This is a genomic window from Magnetovibrio blakemorei (genome assembly GCF_001746755.1).
GTDB lineage: Bacteria > Pseudomonadota > Alphaproteobacteria > Rhodospirillales > Magnetovibrionaceae > Magnetovibrio > Magnetovibrio blakemorei.
In genome coordinates this window covers 1-17010 of record NZ_MCGG01000051.1, presented here as the reverse complement: position 1 = coordinate 17010, position 17010 = coordinate 1, and the positions used below count along the sequence as shown (strand labels likewise).

General features: G+C 54.5%; 12 protein-coding genes and 1 tRNA gene. All 13 read right to left on the bottom strand.

Features of this window, described 5'->3' with window-relative positions; all coding sequences use genetic code 11:
* Window positions 1–33: 33 nt before the first annotated feature.
* Complete coding sequence (gene fusA / locus BEN30_RS12965; RefSeq protein ID WP_069958755.1) at window positions 34–2112, bottom strand: elongation factor G; 2079 nt, start codon at window positions 2110–2112, stop codon at window positions 34–36.
* A gap of 12 nt (window positions 2113–2124) precedes the next feature.
* The gene (gene rpsG, locus BEN30_RS12960) at window positions 2125–2595 is read right to left on the bottom strand and encodes a 30S ribosomal protein S7 (protein WP_069958754.1); all 471 of its coding nucleotides are present in this window, start codon (window positions 2593–2595) and stop codon (window positions 2125–2127) included.
* An 18-nt stretch (window positions 2596–2613) separates the two neighbouring features.
* Window positions 2614–2985 carry a 30S ribosomal protein S12 gene (rpsL, locus tag BEN30_RS12955; protein WP_069958753.1) on the bottom strand — a complete coding sequence of 124 codons (372 nt, stop codon included), beginning with the start codon at window positions 2983–2985 and terminating at the stop codon, window positions 2614–2616.
* 633 nt (window positions 2986–3618) lie between these two features.
* Window positions 3619–7827 carry a DNA-directed RNA polymerase subunit beta' gene (gene rpoC / locus BEN30_RS12950; protein WP_069958752.1) on the bottom strand — a complete coding sequence of 1403 codons (4209 nt, stop codon included), beginning with the start codon at window positions 7825–7827 and terminating at the stop codon, window positions 3619–3621.
* Window positions 7828–7855: 28 nt separating this feature from the next.
* Window positions 7856–12016 carry a DNA-directed RNA polymerase subunit beta gene (gene rpoB / locus BEN30_RS12945; RefSeq protein WP_069958751.1) on the bottom strand — a complete coding sequence of 1387 codons (4161 nt, stop codon included), beginning with the start codon at window positions 12014–12016 and terminating at the stop codon, window positions 7856–7858.
* Between the two features lie 292 nt (window positions 12017–12308).
* Window positions 12309–12680: a 50S ribosomal protein L7/L12 gene (rplL, locus tag BEN30_RS12940; RefSeq protein ID WP_069958757.1), complete on the bottom strand. Its 372-nt coding sequence runs from the start codon at window positions 12678–12680 to the stop codon at window positions 12309–12311.
* A gap of 56 nt (window positions 12681–12736) precedes the next feature.
* Complete coding sequence (rplJ, locus tag BEN30_RS12935; RefSeq protein WP_069958750.1) at window positions 12737–13246, bottom strand: 50S ribosomal protein L10; 510 nt, start codon at window positions 13244–13246, stop codon at window positions 12737–12739.
* 333 nt (window positions 13247–13579) lie between these two features.
* On the bottom strand, window positions 13580–14284 hold the full coding sequence (gene rplA / locus BEN30_RS12930) for a 50S ribosomal protein L1 (protein WP_069958749.1): 705 nt from the start codon (window positions 14282–14284) through the stop codon (window positions 13580–13582).
* 4 nt (window positions 14285–14288) lie between these two features.
* A complete protein-coding gene (gene rplK / locus BEN30_RS12925) occupies window positions 14289–14717 on the bottom strand; it encodes a 50S ribosomal protein L11 (protein WP_069958748.1) in 429 nt (142 codons plus the stop codon).
* Between the two features lie 120 nt (window positions 14718–14837).
* A complete protein-coding gene (gene nusG / locus BEN30_RS12920; protein ID WP_069958747.1) occupies window positions 14838–15368 on the bottom strand; it encodes a transcription termination/antitermination protein NusG in 531 nt (176 codons plus the stop codon).
* A 3-nt stretch (window positions 15369–15371) separates the two neighbouring features.
* Window positions 15372–15569 carry a preprotein translocase subunit SecE gene (secE, locus tag BEN30_RS12915; RefSeq protein WP_211563404.1) on the bottom strand — a complete coding sequence of 66 codons (198 nt, stop codon included), beginning with the start codon at window positions 15567–15569 and terminating at the stop codon, window positions 15372–15374.
* 51 nt (window positions 15570–15620) lie between these two features.
* Window positions 15621–15696, bottom strand: a tRNA-Trp gene (locus BEN30_RS12910).
* Window positions 15697–15825: 129 nt separating this feature from the next.
* The coding region (gene tuf, locus BEN30_RS12905) for an elongation factor Tu (RefSeq protein WP_069958746.1) at window positions 15826–17010 on the bottom strand (1185 nt) is incomplete at its 5' end.

The following is a 17010-nucleotide window of genomic DNA, read 5'->3' as shown; positions in this document are numbered from 1 at the left end:
AGCCATTTTTCTCTCTCCATACGAACCGGTTGATCAACCGGCAAGCTTGGTTTGGATTTCCAAAGCAACCTGCGACGGGACTTCGGCGTAGTTTGCAAACTGCATGCTGTATTGGGCACGGCCCTGAGACATCGAACGCAAGGTGTTGATGTAGCCAAACATGTTGGCCAGCGGCACCATTGCGGTAATGACGCGCGCATTAGCGCGTTGTTCCATTTCGCCGATCTGACCGCGACGCGAGTTCAGATCGCCGATGATATCGCCCATGTATTCTTCCGGGGTCACGACTTCGACGTTCATGATCGGCTCGAGCAATTTCGGGCCAGCCTGTTTACAGCCTTCACGGAAAGCAGCGCGAGCCGCAATTTCGAAGGCCAGAACAGAGGAGTCAACGTCGTGATACGCGCCGTCGGTCAAAGTCGCCTTGAAATCAATCACCGGGAAACCGGCGAGAACGCCCGTATCGATGGCGCTTTTCAAGCCTTTTTCAACACCTGGGATGTATTCCTTCGGCACGTTACCGCCGACAACTTTGCTTTCGAAAACAAAGCCTGCACCCGGCTCTGAAGGTTCAAACGTCATCTTGACGCGAGCATACTGCCCCGAACCACCAGACTGCTTTTTGTGGGTGTAATCAATGTCATACGCCTTGGAGATGCTTTCGCGATAGGCAACCTGCGGCGCACCAACGTTGGCTTCAACCTTAAATTCGCGACGCATGCGATCGACGATAATGTCCAAGTGCAATTCGCCCATGCCTTTAATCACGGTCTGACCGCTTTCGCCATCGGACGAAACGCGGAAGGACGGATCTTCAGCAGCCAAACGCGCCAGAGCAACACCCATCTTTTCTTGATCGGCTTTGGTCTTCGGTTCAACGGCGACTTCAATAACGGGTTCCGGGAAATCCATGCGTTCCAGGATAACCGGATTGGTCGTTGCGCACAGGGTATCGCCCGTGGTGGTGTCTTTGAGGCCAGCCAAAGCGATGATATCGCCTGCGCGACATTCTTTAACGTCAACGCGAGAGTTGGAGTGCATTTCCAACATACGACCAACGCGCTCGCGCTTGTCTTTGACCGAGTTGAGAACCGCAGTACCGGTTTCCAGAACGCCCGAATAAATACGGCAGAATGTCAAGGAACCAACGAACGGATCGTTCATGATCTTGAATGCCAAAGCCGCAAAGGGTTCTTCATCGGAGCTTTTGCGCACGATTTCTTCTTCGGTGCCCATTTTCACGCCACGAATGTCGGGAACTTCAACCGGGCTCGGCAGATAATCGACAACAGCGTCCAGCAACGGCTGCACACCCTTGTTCTTAAAGGCAGTGCCACACAAAACCGGTACGAAATCACCGGCGATGGTGCCCTTGCGGATGCATTTGTTCAACGTTGCGACGTCAGGCTCATTGCCTTCCAGGTACGCTTCCATGGCGGCGTCGTCTTGTTCGACGGCCATTTCGATCAACTGCATACGGTATTCAGCGGCTTTTTCAGCCATATCGGCGGGAATTTCTTCGTCGTGGAAGGCCGCACCGAGGTTTTCTTCGTCCCAAATGATGGCCCGGTTGCCGAGCAGATCGATAACACCTTTAAAGGTGTCTTCGGCGCCGATCGGCAGCTGACACACCAACGGACGTGCACCCAAACGGGTCACCATCATATCGACACAGCGATAGAAGTCAGCACCGGTGCGGTCCATTTTGTTGACGAAACACATGCGCGGCACGTGGTACTTGTCGGCCTGACGCCAAACGGTTTCGGATTGCGGCTCAACACCGGCAACCGAGTCAAACACCGTCACTGCGCCATCAAGCACGCGCAAGGAACGTTCAACTTCAATGGTGAAGTCAACGTGGCCCGGGGTGTCGATGATGTTGATCTGGTGGTCGCGCCAGAAACACGTGGTCGCAGCGGACGTGATCGTGATACCGCGTTCTTGTTCTTGTTCCATCCAATCCATGGTCGCAGCGCCGTCGTGGACTTCGCCGATTTTATAGGACTTGCCGGTGTAGTACAAAATACGTTCGGTGGTCGTCGTTTTGCCGGCGTCGATGTGCGCCATAATACCGATATTGCGGTACATATTGAGGGCTGTTTTGCGTGCCATCTTAGACGGTCCTTACCAACGATAATGGGAGAAGGCTTTGTTAGCCTCTGCCATCTTATGAGTGTCTTCACGCTTTTTCACAGCGGCACCGCGGTTCTGAGAAGCATCCAGAAGCTCGCCCGAAAGGCGTTCAACCATGGTGTTTTCGGAACGCTTGCGGGTCATTTCAACAATCCAGCGGATTGCCAAAGCCTGACGGCGCGAGGCGCGGACTTCAACGGGAACCTGATAGGTCGCACCACCAACACGACGAGAACGAACCTCGACAGACGGCTTAACGTTATCAATGGCTTCATGGAACATGACCAGAGGATCGCTCTTGGCTTTGCTTTCCATCAAATCAAAAGCGCCATAAACGATACCTTCAGCGGCGGACTTTTTGCCGTCCAGCATCAAGCTGTTCATGAATTTGGTGACAACCAGATCGCCAAATTTGGCGTCGGGAAGAATTTCGCGTTTTTCTGCTGCGTGGCGACGGGACATCTCTCGAGTACCTCTACCTTACTTCGGACGCTTAGCGCCGTATTTGGAACGACGTTGACGACGACTGGAAACGCCTTGCGTATCCAACGTGCCGCGAATGATGTGATAGCGCACACCGGGAAGATCCTTCACACGGCCGCCGCGGATCATCACGACAGAGTGCTCTTGAAGGTTATGACCTTCACCCGGAATGTAGCTGGTGACTTCAAAACCATTGGTCAGGCGCACACGGGCGACCTTACGAAGGGCCGAGTTAGGCTTCTTCGGAGTGGTCGTATACACACGAGTGCACACGCCGCGCTTCTGAGGGCAAGCCTTCAGGGCGGGAACGTTACTTGTCTCACGCGGGGCCTTGCGAGGCTTGCGGATCAACTGGTTAATCGTTGGCATACCGTTCTTTCCATTACATATGCACCGGAAACCTAGCCGTTTACCTTGATGGCAAGGCGGCTTTCCGGTGCGACAAAAGACCGACGTGGCCAGAACAGGGTGGTAATCCTGGCACTTGGCGGTCAATTCATGCCCAAATGGGCTTCAAATTTGCAACGCGTTAACTTCAAGACGCAGCGTCTGAACCGCCCAGTCTCCGTATTCCTGAAGACTTTCGAGCTCACCACCAAACCCCTGAAGAGTGGCGCATACTATGCACGGTGCCATACGCCGTCAAGCAAAGAATATGCATACATCAGCAGTTTATGATCATTACCTAAATGTAGTATGCGGAGTAACTTTAAACCCCATACAGTCAATATTTTGTAAGAACCGCAAATCGGCTCCCCAGAGCCAGATCCCCACATCTGACGAATCCCATATTTTGTCAAAAAAAAGCAATATCTGGGGTGTCATAAAGCGTTGACAGGCTTTGAGTGCTGGTTTTGGACTGCTTTTACCCAAGACTGCGTCCAGGGTTAAGGGCGCAACACCTCTAAGGCGTGGCCCAAGGCGAGAAAAAACCCCGATCAGCGATGACCGGGGTTTTTCTCATAAAGCTATGAAACGGTGTTCATGAACTTCGTTTCGATGTTATTCGCCGTCAGACGCCGCAGCACCGCCCGGCAGAGGGGTCGGCATCAGGTCGACCGAGGGCAAGCCCTGCTCTTCCAGTTCGTCCGGCCCAGCGTTGGCCATCAGCTCTTCGTCGCGATCGGCGGCGATGGAGCGGAAGTTGTTCATCACCGAACCGGTACCCGCCGGGATCAAACGCCCGACGATGACGTTTTCCTTGAGACCGATCAGCGTGTCGATTTTGCCCGAAACGGCAGCCTCGGTCAGCACGCGGGTGGTTTCTTGGAACGATGCGGCAGAAATGAACGACTGGGTCTGCAAGGAGGCCTTGGTGATGCCCTGCAACACCGGATCGGCGACAGCCGGACGCTCCCCGGCTTCGATGACCTTGGCGTTGACCTTTTCGAATTCAGACTTGTCGGCCAGCTCGCCCACCAAATAGGTGGTGTCGCCGGGATCGGTGATTTCAACCTTTTGCAACATCTGGCGAGAAATCACCTCGATGTGCTTGTCGTTGATTTTCACACCTTGCAAGCGATAGACCTCCTGGATTTCGTTCACCAGGTATTCGGCCAGCGCTTCGACCCCCATAACCGCGAGAATATCGTGCGGAACGGGGTTGCCATCCATCAACGGATCGCCCTTTTGCACATAATCGCCTTCTTGAACGGCCAAGTGCTTGCCTTTGGGGATCAGGTATTCTTTAGGTTCGACGTCATCTTCCGCAGACACCACGATGACGCGGCGCTTGTTCTTGTAGTCCTTGCCAAATTCAACACGGCCATCGATTTCAGAGATGATCGCATAGTCTTTGGGCTTACGGGCTTCAAACAATTCCGCAACGCGCGGCAGACCGCCGGTAATGTCACGGGTCTTGGCGCTTTCACGCGGGATACGCGCCATGGTGTCGCCGGCGTGAACCGTTTGACCGTTTTCGACCGACAGAACCGCGTCCACAGGCAGGTAATAACGTGCTTCCTGACCGTCTTCCAGAAGGATCACTTCGCCCTTTTTGTCCCGCAGGGTCAAGCGCGGCTTCAAATCGGTACCCTTCGGCTGGGACTTCCAATCCACCACGACCTTGGACGACAAGCCCGTGGCTTCGTCCATTTGCTCCATCAAAGACACGCCTTCGACGAGATCCAAGTAGCTCACAGCACCGTCTTTTTCGGTGATGATCGGCAATGTGTACGGATCCCATTCGGCCAGCTTTGCGGTGCGTTCAACGACCGCTTTGTCTTTGACCAACAACTTGGCACCGTACGGAATACGCTGACGCATCCGTTCGCGGTCTTGGTCGTCGATCATCAACAATTCAGCATTACGGCTCATGACCACCTGAACGCCGTCGGAGTTTTTAACCGTCTGGCAACTGATCAGTTTGACCTTACCGTCAAAGCCCGCTTCGATGAAGGACTGCTCAGAGCCCTTCTGCGCGGCGCCACCGATGTGGAACGTACGCATGGTCAGCTGGGTGCCCGGCTCGCCAATGGACTGGGCCGCCATAACGCCGACAGCCTCGCCCAAGTTGACGCGTGTACCACGGGCCAAATCGCGACCGTAACAGGTGGCGCAGATGCCGACTTTGCTTTCGCAAGTCAGCGGTGAACGCACCTTCAGGTTTTCGATTTCGGCTTCGGTCAACAGTGCAGCTTCCGGCTCCGTCACCAACACACCTTTTTTCACCAGCAGTTCGCCGGTAATCGGGTGGATGGCGTCTTCGCCCAAGGTGCGGCCCAAAACCTGCTCGCCAATGTCGACGACAACTTCACCGCCCTGCACCACCGACGAAACGGTGATGACAATATCGGTACCGCAGTCTTCTTCATAGACGATGCAATCTTGTGCCACGTCAACCAAACGACGGGTGAGATAACCCGAGTTCGCCGTCTTCAACGCGGTATCGGCCAGACCCTTACGGGCACCGTGGGTGGAGTTAAAGTACTCCAACACCGTCAGGCCTTCTTTAAAGTTGGAAATAATCGGCGTTTCGATGATTTCACCGGACGGCTTGGCCATCAGACCGCGCATACCCGCCAGCTGTTTCATCTGGGCGACAGAACCACGCGCACCGGAATGCGCCATCATGTAAACCGAGTTGACGGGTTCACCCGGCCGATCCGCCGAAATCACCTTCATCATTTCGTCCGACACTTGATCGGTACAATGCGCCCAGGCATCAACAACCTTGTTGTATTTTTCGCCCTGGGTGATCAGACCGTCTTGGTACTGCTGTTCGTATTCCTTGGCTTTCGCTTCGGTATCGCCGACCAGCTTGCCTTTGGCGTCCGGGATAATCAGATCGTCTTTACCGAACGAAATGCCAGCACGGCACGCGTTGGCAAAGCCCAGACCCATGATCCGATCTGCAAAGATAACCGTCTCTTTCTGACCGCCATGACGGTAAACAACGTCGATGACGTTGGTGATTTCTTTTTTGGTCAACAGCGTGTTGATCAAGGAGAACGGAATTTTCGGATGCTTCGGCAGCACTTCGGAAACCATCAAGCGGCCCGGAGTGGTGTCCACACGGTAGACCTTGGGATCGCCATTTTCATCGACGCCATGATAGCGCGCGATGATTTTGGCGTGCAGCGACAGCACCCCGGCATCAAGAGCGTGTTGGACTTCGCCCATGTCGGCAAACATCATGCCTTCACCGGGTTCGTTTTCACGCAACATGGTCATGTAGTACAGACCCAAGATGATATCTTGAGACGGCACGATGATCGGTTTGCCGTTGGCAGGCGACAAGATGTTGTTGGTCGACATCATCAGCACACGCGCTTCCAACTGGGCTTCCAAGCTCAGCGGAACGTGCACGGCCATTTGGTCACCGTCGAAGTCGGCGTTGAACGCGGCGCACACCAGCGGGTGCAGCTGGATGGCCTTACCTTCAATGAGTTTCGGTTCGAACGCCTGGATGCCCAAACGGTGCAAGGTCGGTGCGCGGTTCAACATCACGGGATGTTCGCGGATGACCTCTTCCAAGATGTCCCAAACTTCAGGACGTTCTTTTTCAAGCATGCGCTTGGCCGCCTTAATGGTGGTGGCGTAGCCATAGAGTTCCAGCTTGGAATAGATGAACGGTTTGAAAAGTTCCAACGCCATCTTCTTCGGCAAGCCGCACTGATGGAGCATCAATTCCGGCCCCACCACGATAACCGAACGACCCGAGTAATCGACGCGTTTACCCAACAAGTTCTGACGGAAGCGACCTTGCTTGCCTTTGAGCATGTCAGACAAGGACTTCAACGGACGCTTGTTGGCGCCCGTGATGGCGCGACCACGACGACCGTTGTCGAACAGCGCATCCACGGATTCCTGCAACATGCGCTTTTCGTTGCGCACGATGATTTCCGGTGCGCGCAATTCGATCAGGCGCTTGAGACGGTTGTTGCGGTTGATCACGCGACGATACAAATCGTTGAGATCGGACGTCGCAAAACGGCCACCGTCCAACGGCACCAACGGGCGCAGTTCAGGCGGAATGACCGGAACGACTTCCAAGATCATCCATTCCGGACGCGAGCCCGAAGCGATGAAGGCTTCGACCAGCTTCAAACGCTTCACCAACTTTTTGCGCTTGGCTTCCGAAGTGGTTTCTTTCAGATCGACTTTGAGCACTTCAAGTTCGTCTTCAAGATCGATTTCCGACAACATATCGCGCAGAGCTTCTGCACCGATGCCGACGGTGAACGCGTCCACGCCATACTCATCAACCGCGATCTGATAAGCGTCTTCGCTCAACAGTTCGTTTTGCTTCAGCGGCGTCAGGCCGGGTTCGACGACGACGTAGTTTTCAAAGTACAACACCCGCTCGAGATCTTTCAACGTCATGTCGAGCAGCAAACCGATGCGGCTTGGCAAGGACTTCATGAACCAGATGTGCGCCACCGGCGATGCCAGTTCAATGTGGCCCATGCGTTCGCGACGGACCTTTTGCAACGTCACTTCAACGCCACATTTTTCGCAGGTGATGCCCTTGTACTTCATGCGTTTGTATTTGCCGCACAAGCATTCGTAATCTTTTACCGGGCCAAAGATACGCGCACAGAACAGGCCGTCGCGTTCCGGCTTAAAGGTCCGGTAGTTGATGGTTTCAGGCTTTTTGATTTCGCCAAAAGACCAGGCGCGGATTTGTTCCGGCGACGCGATCTTAATCTGGATCGAATCAAAACGCTGGGTCCCGCTGACCTGCCCGAAAAACTTTGTGAGTTCGTTCATTTCAATTACTCCTCAATTCCGGGTCAGATCAGTTCAAGTCAACGTTCAGGCCGAGAGCCTGAAGTTCTTTGACGAGAACGTTAAAGGATTCCGGCACACCGGCCTCGAAGTTGTCATCACCACGCACAATCGCTTCGTAAACCTTGGTACGGCCAGAAACATCATCCGACTTAACGGTGAGCATTTCCTGCAGGGTGTATGCAGCGCCATAAGCTTCCAGCGCCCACACTTCCATTTCACCAAAGCGCTGACCACCGAACTGCGCCTTACCACCCAGCGGCTGCTGCGTGACCAACGAATACGGCCCGATCGAGCGCGCGTGGATCTTATCATCAACCAAGTGATGCAGTTTCAGCATATAGATGTAACCAACCGTAACCGGACGGTCGAAGACTTCACCGGTACGGCCATCGATCAAGGTCATCTGACCGGATGTCGGTAGACCAGCTTCGGTCAACATGTCGGACACATCGATTTCATGCGCGCCGTCGAAGACTGGCGTACCAATCGGCACACCTTTGCGCAAGTTGGCGGCCATGGCCATCAACTGGGTATCATCCAAGGGATTGATTTTTTCTTCGAATTCAGCCGGGGTATAGACCGCCTTAAGCTTGGCGCGAAGTTTAGACGTATCTTCACCCTTGTTCTTAATGGCGTCGGCCATTTCACCAATTTGGATGCCGATGCCTGCACAGGCCCAGCCCAAGTGAGTTTCGAGAATCTGCCCAACGTTCATACGCGACGGCACACCCAACGGGTTCAACACGATGTCCACCGGACGTCCGTCTTCCAGATAAGGCATGTCTTCCGAAGGCATAATGCGCGAGATAACACCCTTGTTGCCATGACGGCCAGCCATCTTGTCACCCGGTTGCAGCTTGCGCTTCACCGCGACGAAGACTTTGACCATTTTCATCACGCCCGGAGCCAGGTCGTCGCCGCGTTGCAGCTTGTCGACCTTGTCTTCAAAACGTGATTGCAATGCGGCGATGGATTCTTCGAATTGGCCTTTCAGCGCTTCGACGTCCTTCATCACCTTATCATTGCCGACAACGATCTGAGCCTGCTGGCCCGGTGTGTATTCGGCCAACAGTTCTTCGGTGATGACCATGTCTTCTTTGATGCCCTTGGGACCAGAGACGACTTTTTTACGCAACAGCAAGTCTTGCAAACGCGAAGAGAAGCTGCGTTCCAAGATCGCGCGTTCGTCGTCGCGATCTTTGGCCAAACGTTCGATTTCGTCACGTTCAATCGCCAACGCACGTTCGTCTTTATCGACACCGCGACGGTTGAACACACGAACTTCGACGACCGTTCCGGCAACACCCGGCGGCAGACGCAGCGACGTGTCACGCACGTCGGTGGCTTTTTCGCCAAAGATTGCGCGCAGCAGTTTTTCTTCCGGCGTCATGGGGCTTTCACCCTTTGGCGTCACTTTGCCGACCAAAATGTCACCCGGTTTGATTTCCGCACCGATGTAAACGATACCGGCTTCGTCCAGGTTCTTCAGGGCTTCTTCACCGACGTTGGGAATGTCGCGGGTGATTTCTTCCTGACCCAACTTGGTGTCACGCGCCATGACTTCGAATTCTTCGATGTGGATCGAGGTAAACACGTCGTCACGCACGATGCGCTCAGAGATCAAAATCGAATCTTCGAAGTTGTAGCCATTCCACGGCATAAACGCGACCAGCACGTTTTTGCCCAACGCCAATTCCCCCAATTCGGTGGACGGGCCGTCAGCGATGGTGTCGCCGGCAACCACAATGTCACCCATTTTCACCAAAGGTTTTTGGTGCAAGCAGGTGTTTTGGTTGGAGCGTTGGAACTTCAACAGGTTGTAGATATCAACGCCAGAAGCCGCCGTTGAGGTTTCTTCCGTGGCGCGCACAACGATACGTGTTGCGTCCACTTGGTCAACCACACCGGTACGCTTGGCTGTGATCACAGCACCGGAATCACGGGCCACCGTTTCTTCCATGCCGGTGCCGACCAGCGGCGCTTCGGCTTGAAGCAACGGAACCGCCTGACGCATCATGTTCGAACCCATCAGGGCGCGGTTCGCGTCATCGTTTTCCAAGAACGGGATCAGCGCCGTCGCAACGGACACCAACTGTTTCGGCGACACGTCGATGTATTCGATGTGCTCAGGGTTCACCATCACGAAGTCGCCGGCTTTACGGCATGACACCATGTCTTCGGTGAACTTTTGGTTGGCATCCAGCTTCGCGTTCGCCTGGGCGATCACGTAGCGGCTTTCTTCCATCGCCGACATGTAAAACACTTCGCCGGTCAACTTGCCGTTTTCAACTTTACGATACGGGCTTTCGATGAAGCCGTACTTGTTGACCACGGCAAAGGTTGCCAACGAGTTGATCAGACCGATGTTCGGACCTTCAGGGGTTTCAATCGGGCAGATGCGTCCATAGTGGGTGGGGTGCACGTCGCGCACTTCAAAACCGGCACGCTCACGGGTCAAGCCGCCCGGTCCAAGCGCTGACAGGCGACGCTTGTGGGTGACTTCCGACAACGGGTTGGTTTGATCCATAAACTGCGACAGCTGCGAAGAGCCGAAGAATTCACGCACCGCAGCCGAAGCCGGTTTGGCGTTGATCAAATCGTGCGGCATGACGGTGTCGATTTCGACCGAGCTCATGCGTTCGCGAATGGCGCGTTCCATGCGCAACAAGCCAACACGATACTGGTTTTCCATCAATTCACCGACCGAGCGCACACGACGGTTACCCAAGTTATCGATGTCATCAATGTCGCCACGACCGTCTTTCAATTCGACCAACACACGGACGATTTCAAGGACGTCTTCACGGCGCAAAACACGCAGGCTGTCTTCGGTTTCAAAACCGAGACGCGAGTTCATCTTCACCCGACCGACGGTGGACAGGTCATAACGCTCAGAGTCGAAGAACAACGAGGTAAACAGGTTTTCAGCCGTTTCCAACGTTGGCGGTTCGCCCGGACGCATGACGCGATAAATGTCGATCAACGCTTCTTCGCGCGAAGTGTTTTTATCAACCGCCAAGGTGTTGCGGATGTACGGGCCAACGTTCACGTGATCGATGGCCAGAACTTTGATTTCGGTGACGCCCGCAGCTTCAAGCGCTTCGATGGCGGCTTCGGTGATTTCTTCGCCCGATTCCGCGTAGATTTCGCCGGTTGCTTCGCTGAAGAGATCTTCCGCGGCATAAGAACCGATCAGTTCTTCGCTGCTGACAAGGATTTCCGTGAGCTTGGTTTCATCGAGTTTTTTCAACGCGCGCGGGGTCATTTTTTCGCCCGCTTCGGCGACGACCTTGCCGGTCTTGGCGTTGATCAGGTCTTTGGTCAGCTTCGCGCCGCGCAAACGTTGCGCGTCAAACGCCGTCTTCCAACCCTTTTTAATGCGGGTGTAGACAACCTGGTCGTAGAAGTAACCGAGGATGTCTTCCTTCGACATGCCGACAGCTTCCATCGGATCGATTTTGTCGCCCTTGGCTTTCAATGCGGCGCGCTTTTCGGCGGTCTCGTCATTGTCCAACGCCATCAACAGCGTCGTGACCGGCAGTTTGCGGCGACGATCGATACGCACGTAGACCAAGTCCTTGGCGTCGAATTCAAAGTCCAACCAGGAACCGCGATACGGGATCACGCGCGCGGCGAACAGATACTTGCCGGACGAATGGGTCTTGCCCTTATCGTGATCGAAGAACACGCCCGGTGAACGGTGCATCTGAGAAACGATCACGCGCTCGGTGCCGTTGACGACAAAGGTGCCGTTGGCGGTCATGAACGGCATATCGCCCATGTAGACGTCTTGTTCTTTGATGTCGCGAACCGACTTCGAACCGGTTTCTTCGTCAATGTCCCACACCACCAGGCGCAAGGTCACTTTCAACGGCGCGGCATAGGTGATGCCACGTTGTTGGCATTCCTCAACGTCGTACTTCGGGGCTTCGAATTCGAACGCGACATATTCAAGGGTGCCGCGACCAGAGAAATCTTCAATGGGGAAGACTGACTTAAAGACTTCTTGCAGGCCCGTCTCGGTGCGCTCAGCAGCCGGGATGTCCTTTTGCAAGAAATGCTCATAAGACGTCTTTTGCACTTCAATCAGGTTAGGCATTTCAACCGCGGCGGGGATTTTCCCATAATCCTTGCGGACACGCATGCGACCCGTAAACGACGTAGCCATGAATTTTCCTCGTTTCTTTCGACGACCCCACTATTGGGCCAATAAAAATCAAAATGTTTAAACCGGACAACCATCAAAACCAGATGGCCCCAAATACAAAAACGCCCCCTGCGGATGACCTTGGGATGCCGATCCCATATCAATCTCGCGGAGAGGCGTTGAGCACATCCACTTTATCGGCTTCGGCAAGCCTATTCGGGCGGATGGTTTCAAGCGGTGGGAGGTGACGGCGCTTAAATCTCTCAAAAGAGATCCAAGCGCCGCCAAAACCCGATTTTTGCAATCAATAAGATTACTTGAGTTCGACGGTTGCGCCGGCTTCTTCAAGTTTCTTTTTGATTTCTTCGGCTTCAGCCTTGGCAACGCCTTCTTTGACGACGCCAGGTGCACCTTCAACCAAGTCTTTGGCTTCTTTGAGGCCAAGACCCGTGATGGCGCGGACTTCCTTAATGACGTTGATTTTTTTGTCGCCAACGGCGGTCAACATCACGTCAAAGTCGGTCTTTTCTTCGGCGGCTTCAACAGCGGCGCCCGGTGCAGCAGCAACTGCAACCGGAGCAGCGGCGGAAACGCCCCATTTTTCTTCAAGAAGCTTAGCCAGATTGGCTGCTTCCATAACGGTCAGAGCAGAGAGGTCTTCTGCGATCTGTTCGATGTTAGCCATATTCATATTCTCCTTAGGCTTGAACTGCCTGTGTTTGTGTCAACCAGATACGCGACTTAGCCCTGCGAGCCGTACGCGCTACAAACGCGCGCCAACTGCCCGGCGGGAGCCTGAAGAACACCTGCGATTTTGGTCGCAGGGGCCTGCAGAAGCCCAACCAGCTTGCCACGAAGTTCATCAAGGGACGGCAGAGTGGCCAGAGCCTGAACGCCAGCGACGTCCAAAGCTTCAGCACCCAAAGCACCACCAACAACAACGAACTTGTCGTTGCCTTTGGCAAACTTGACCGAAACTCTCGCCGCAGCGACGGCGTCATTGCTATAAGCAATGCCGGTCGGTCCGGTGAAAAGGTCAGCCAATCCCTCAAACTTCGTGTCTTTGAGAGCGAGACGCGTGAGCCGGTTTTTCGTCACTTTGAAGCTCGCTCCAGCTTCACGAAGCTGCACACGCAGCGCCTCCATCTGTTTCACAGACAAACCCAGGTTATGGGTTACGACCACCATTTCGGCGCCGCTGAAGGTTTCGTGAAGCGAAGAGACCAGTTCTTCTTTCTGTGTACGGTCCACAGTCGTCTCCAGTTTCAATAACTTTTCCCATCATGGGAAAAGCCGTTGCACGAATTGCCCCTCAACCAAAACATCAGATGTTTCGAGTAAAGGGCTCGACAACCTGCCAAGTGCAACAGTTCAAGCCGTTTATGACGTACGCCCCCAAAGGAGCGGCGCTTAAACGGGATCTGCACCGTCTGTGCAGGCGGGTTTCCCCTTTAAACTCCACCAAATTGTGAAGCACCTACGGTCTTGGACAGGCTCGAAAGCTTGAAAGGCCTATGCCCCGCAAACTTTCTTCACCCACCCGCCCTAAAACAGGGCGGGTCAGCAAACTCTTAAAACAAAGCCTTAAGCGGTCACGCCCAAAAGATTGGGCACGTCCAACCGGACGCCCGGCCCCATGGTGGAACTGAGCGACACGCGCTTCAGGTAAGTCCCTTTAGCGCCAGACGGCTTGGCTTTGTTCAAGGCGTCGATCAAGGCCTTCACGTTTTCGGCGAGGGCTTTTTCGTCAAAGCTGGCTTTACCCACACCGGCATGAATGATGCCTAATTTTTCAACGCGGAATTCAATCTGGCCGCCTTTAGCGTCTTTAACCGCCTGAGCGACGTCTTGGGTCACGGTGCCCAACTTGGGGTTCGGCATCAAGCCGCGCGGGCCCAGAACCTTACCCAAACGACCGACAACCATCATCATGTCCGGCGTTGCGATACAGCGGTCGAAGTTCATTTCGCCCTTCTGGATCATTTCCGCCAAATCATCATCGCCCACCAATTCGGCACCGGCTTTTTTGGCTTCTTCGGCCTTGGCGCCCTTGGCGAACACAGCAACACGAACGGTTTTGCCGGTGCCGTTGGGCAAAGACACCATGCCGCGGACCATCTGGTCGGCGTGCTTGGGATCGACGCCCAGGTTCACGGCAACTTCAACGGTTTCGTCGAATTTGGCGGTGGCGTTGCTTTTGACCAACTTCAAGGCTTCGATGAGCTCGTAGTGCTTATCGGCGTCTACGGTTGCTTTTGCGGCTGCGCCGCGCTTTCCAATCTTTGCCATGTTCTTATCCCTGCACTTCAAGACCCATGGAGCGCGCGGTGCCAACGATCATAATCGCGGCGGCGTCCAGGTCGTTAGCGTTCAGATCAGCCATCTTCGTTTCTGCAATTTCACGGCACTGAGCCATGGTCACGGAACCGACGATCTGGGTGCCGGTGGTTTTGGCGCCCGACGTGATCTTAGCGGCCTTTTTCAGCAAGAAGCTGGCAGGCGGTGTTTTGGTGATGAAATCGAACGATGCATCCTGATACGCCGTGATCACCACGGGAATCGGCATACCCGGTTCCATGTTCTGGGTCTGCGCGTTGAACGCTTTGCAGAATTCCATAATGTTCAAACCAGCCTGGCCGAGTGCCGGACCGATGGGAGGGGACGGGTTTGCTTGCCCGGCCTTCACTTGCAACTTTACAAGTGCTTTAATTTTTTTAGCCATTTCAGTACCTCAGTTCTTCTGTGTCTTCTGAGTGCGTGGTGCAGCCATGGCTGGCCTCCCACACGTTAAATCCCGACAGCGTCCCCAATTGGGGTTGTGCAGCCTGGACGATAAAATCTTTTAGGTCTTTTCGACCTGGGCGTATTCCAGTTCCACCGGCGTCGACCGACCGAAAATGCTGACCGCAACCTTGACGCGGGAGCGTTCTTCATCAACGTCTTCAACTTGGCCGTTGAACGAGGTGAACGGACCGTCCACAACCCGAACCGTGTCGCCAATTTCGTAAACCACTGAAGGCTTGGGACGATCCACGCCTTCTTGAACCTGATTTTGGATGCGCAAAGCTTCCGCTGCCGAAATCGGCGTCGGACGTTCTTTGGTGCCCAAAAAACCGCTGACTTTGGGCGTGTTTTGCACCAAATGCCATGCTTCGTCGGTCAGTTCCATTTCAATCAGAACGTAACCGGGGAAAAATTTGCGCTCTGACGAGACTTTAGAGCCCCGGCGCACTTCGATCACTTCTTCGCTGGGCACCAAAACCTGAAGGATCTTGTCATCCATTCCAGCTTGACGCGCCTGCTCAATAATTGAAGCCGAGACTTTCTTTTCAAAGCCCGAATAGACGTGCAGAACGTACCACTTCGCAGCCATGACTTAAGACCCCATACCCAAAACTAAGCGAACACCGGTCGACAGCAACTGGTCGACCAAGAAGAAAAATATGGCAGCCAAAATCGCCATGACGAACACCGTGGCGGTGGAAACCACCGTCTCACGACGGGTCGGCCAGGTTACCTTTGCGGTTTCCTGTCGAACTTCTTGAACAAACTTGGCGGGCGTAGTTTTCGCCATAATTCCTATTCTTTCTTCGTTTCGCGACCCACAAAAGCGAGCCAAAAAGGATGGCAGGGGCAGCAGGGTTCGAACCCGCGACCTGCGGTTTTGGAGACCGCCGCTCTACCAACTGAGCTATACCCCTACAAAACCTAACCTTTTTTAGGCAACGTGCCGAAAAAAGGAAAGGACAGGACGAGTTAACCCATCCTGCCGCAATCCGATGCGGCGGGAAGTGGGGTTTACCCTCTTCCCGCCCGGATGTCTAGTGCGTTTAAGCGATCACCTTAGAGACGACGCCAGCACCAACGGTGCGGCCGCCTTCACGGATAGCGAAGCGCAAGCCTTCATCCATGGCGATCGGCGCAATCAGCTCGACTTCCATAGCGATGTTGTCGCCCGGCATAACCATTTCCGTGCCTTCCGGCAACGTGCACATGCCCGTTACGTCGGTGGTGCGGAAATAGAACTGCGGACGGTACTTGGTAAAGAACGGCGTGTGACGGCCACCCTCTTCCTTCGTCAAAATATAAGCTTCAGCCGTGAACTTGGTGTGCGGCGTGATCGAACCGGGCTTGGCCAAAACCTGACCACGCTCAACATCGTCACGCGCCGTGCCACGCAGCAACACACCAACGTTGTCGCCAGCTTCGCCGGAATCCAGCAGCTTGCGGAACATTTCAACGCCCGTACAGGTCGTCTTCACGGTGGGCTTCAAGCCGACGATTTCGATTTCTTCGCCAACTTTAACAGCGCCGCTTTCGATACGACCGGTCACAACCGTGCCACGGCCGGAAATCGAGAACACGTCTTCGATCGGCATCAGGAACGGCTTGTCTTTCGGACGGTCAGGCTGCGGAATGTAATCATCAACGGCCTTCATCAGTTCAAGAATGGAATTCTTGCCGATTTCGTCGTCACGGCCTTCAAGTGCGGCCAGAGCCGAGCCTTTAACGATGGGAATATCATCGCCGGGGAAGTCGTAAGAGGACAGCAACTCGCGGATTTCCATTTCCACCAGTTCCAGCAACTCTTCGTCGTCAACCTGATCGACTTTGTTCATGTACACGACCAATGCCGGAACGCCAACCTGACGCGCCAACAAGATGTGCTCGCGAGTCTGCGGCATGGGGCCATCAGCAGCCGAAACCACCAAAATGCCACCGTCCATCTGCGCGGCACCCGTGATCATGTTCTTCACATAATCCGCGTGACCCGGGCAATCGACGTGGGCGTAGTGACGCGCATCCGTCGTGTATTCGACGTGTGCGGTCGAAATCGTGATACCGCGGGCGCGCTCTTCAGGAGCTTTGTCGATGTCGGCATAGCCGGAGAACGTGGCTCCGCCCGTTTCTGCCAAAACCTTCGTGATCGCAGCCGTCAACGTCGTCTTGCCATGGTCAACGTGACCAATCGTGCCGATGTTGCAATGCGGTTTATTACGCTGAAATTTTTCTTT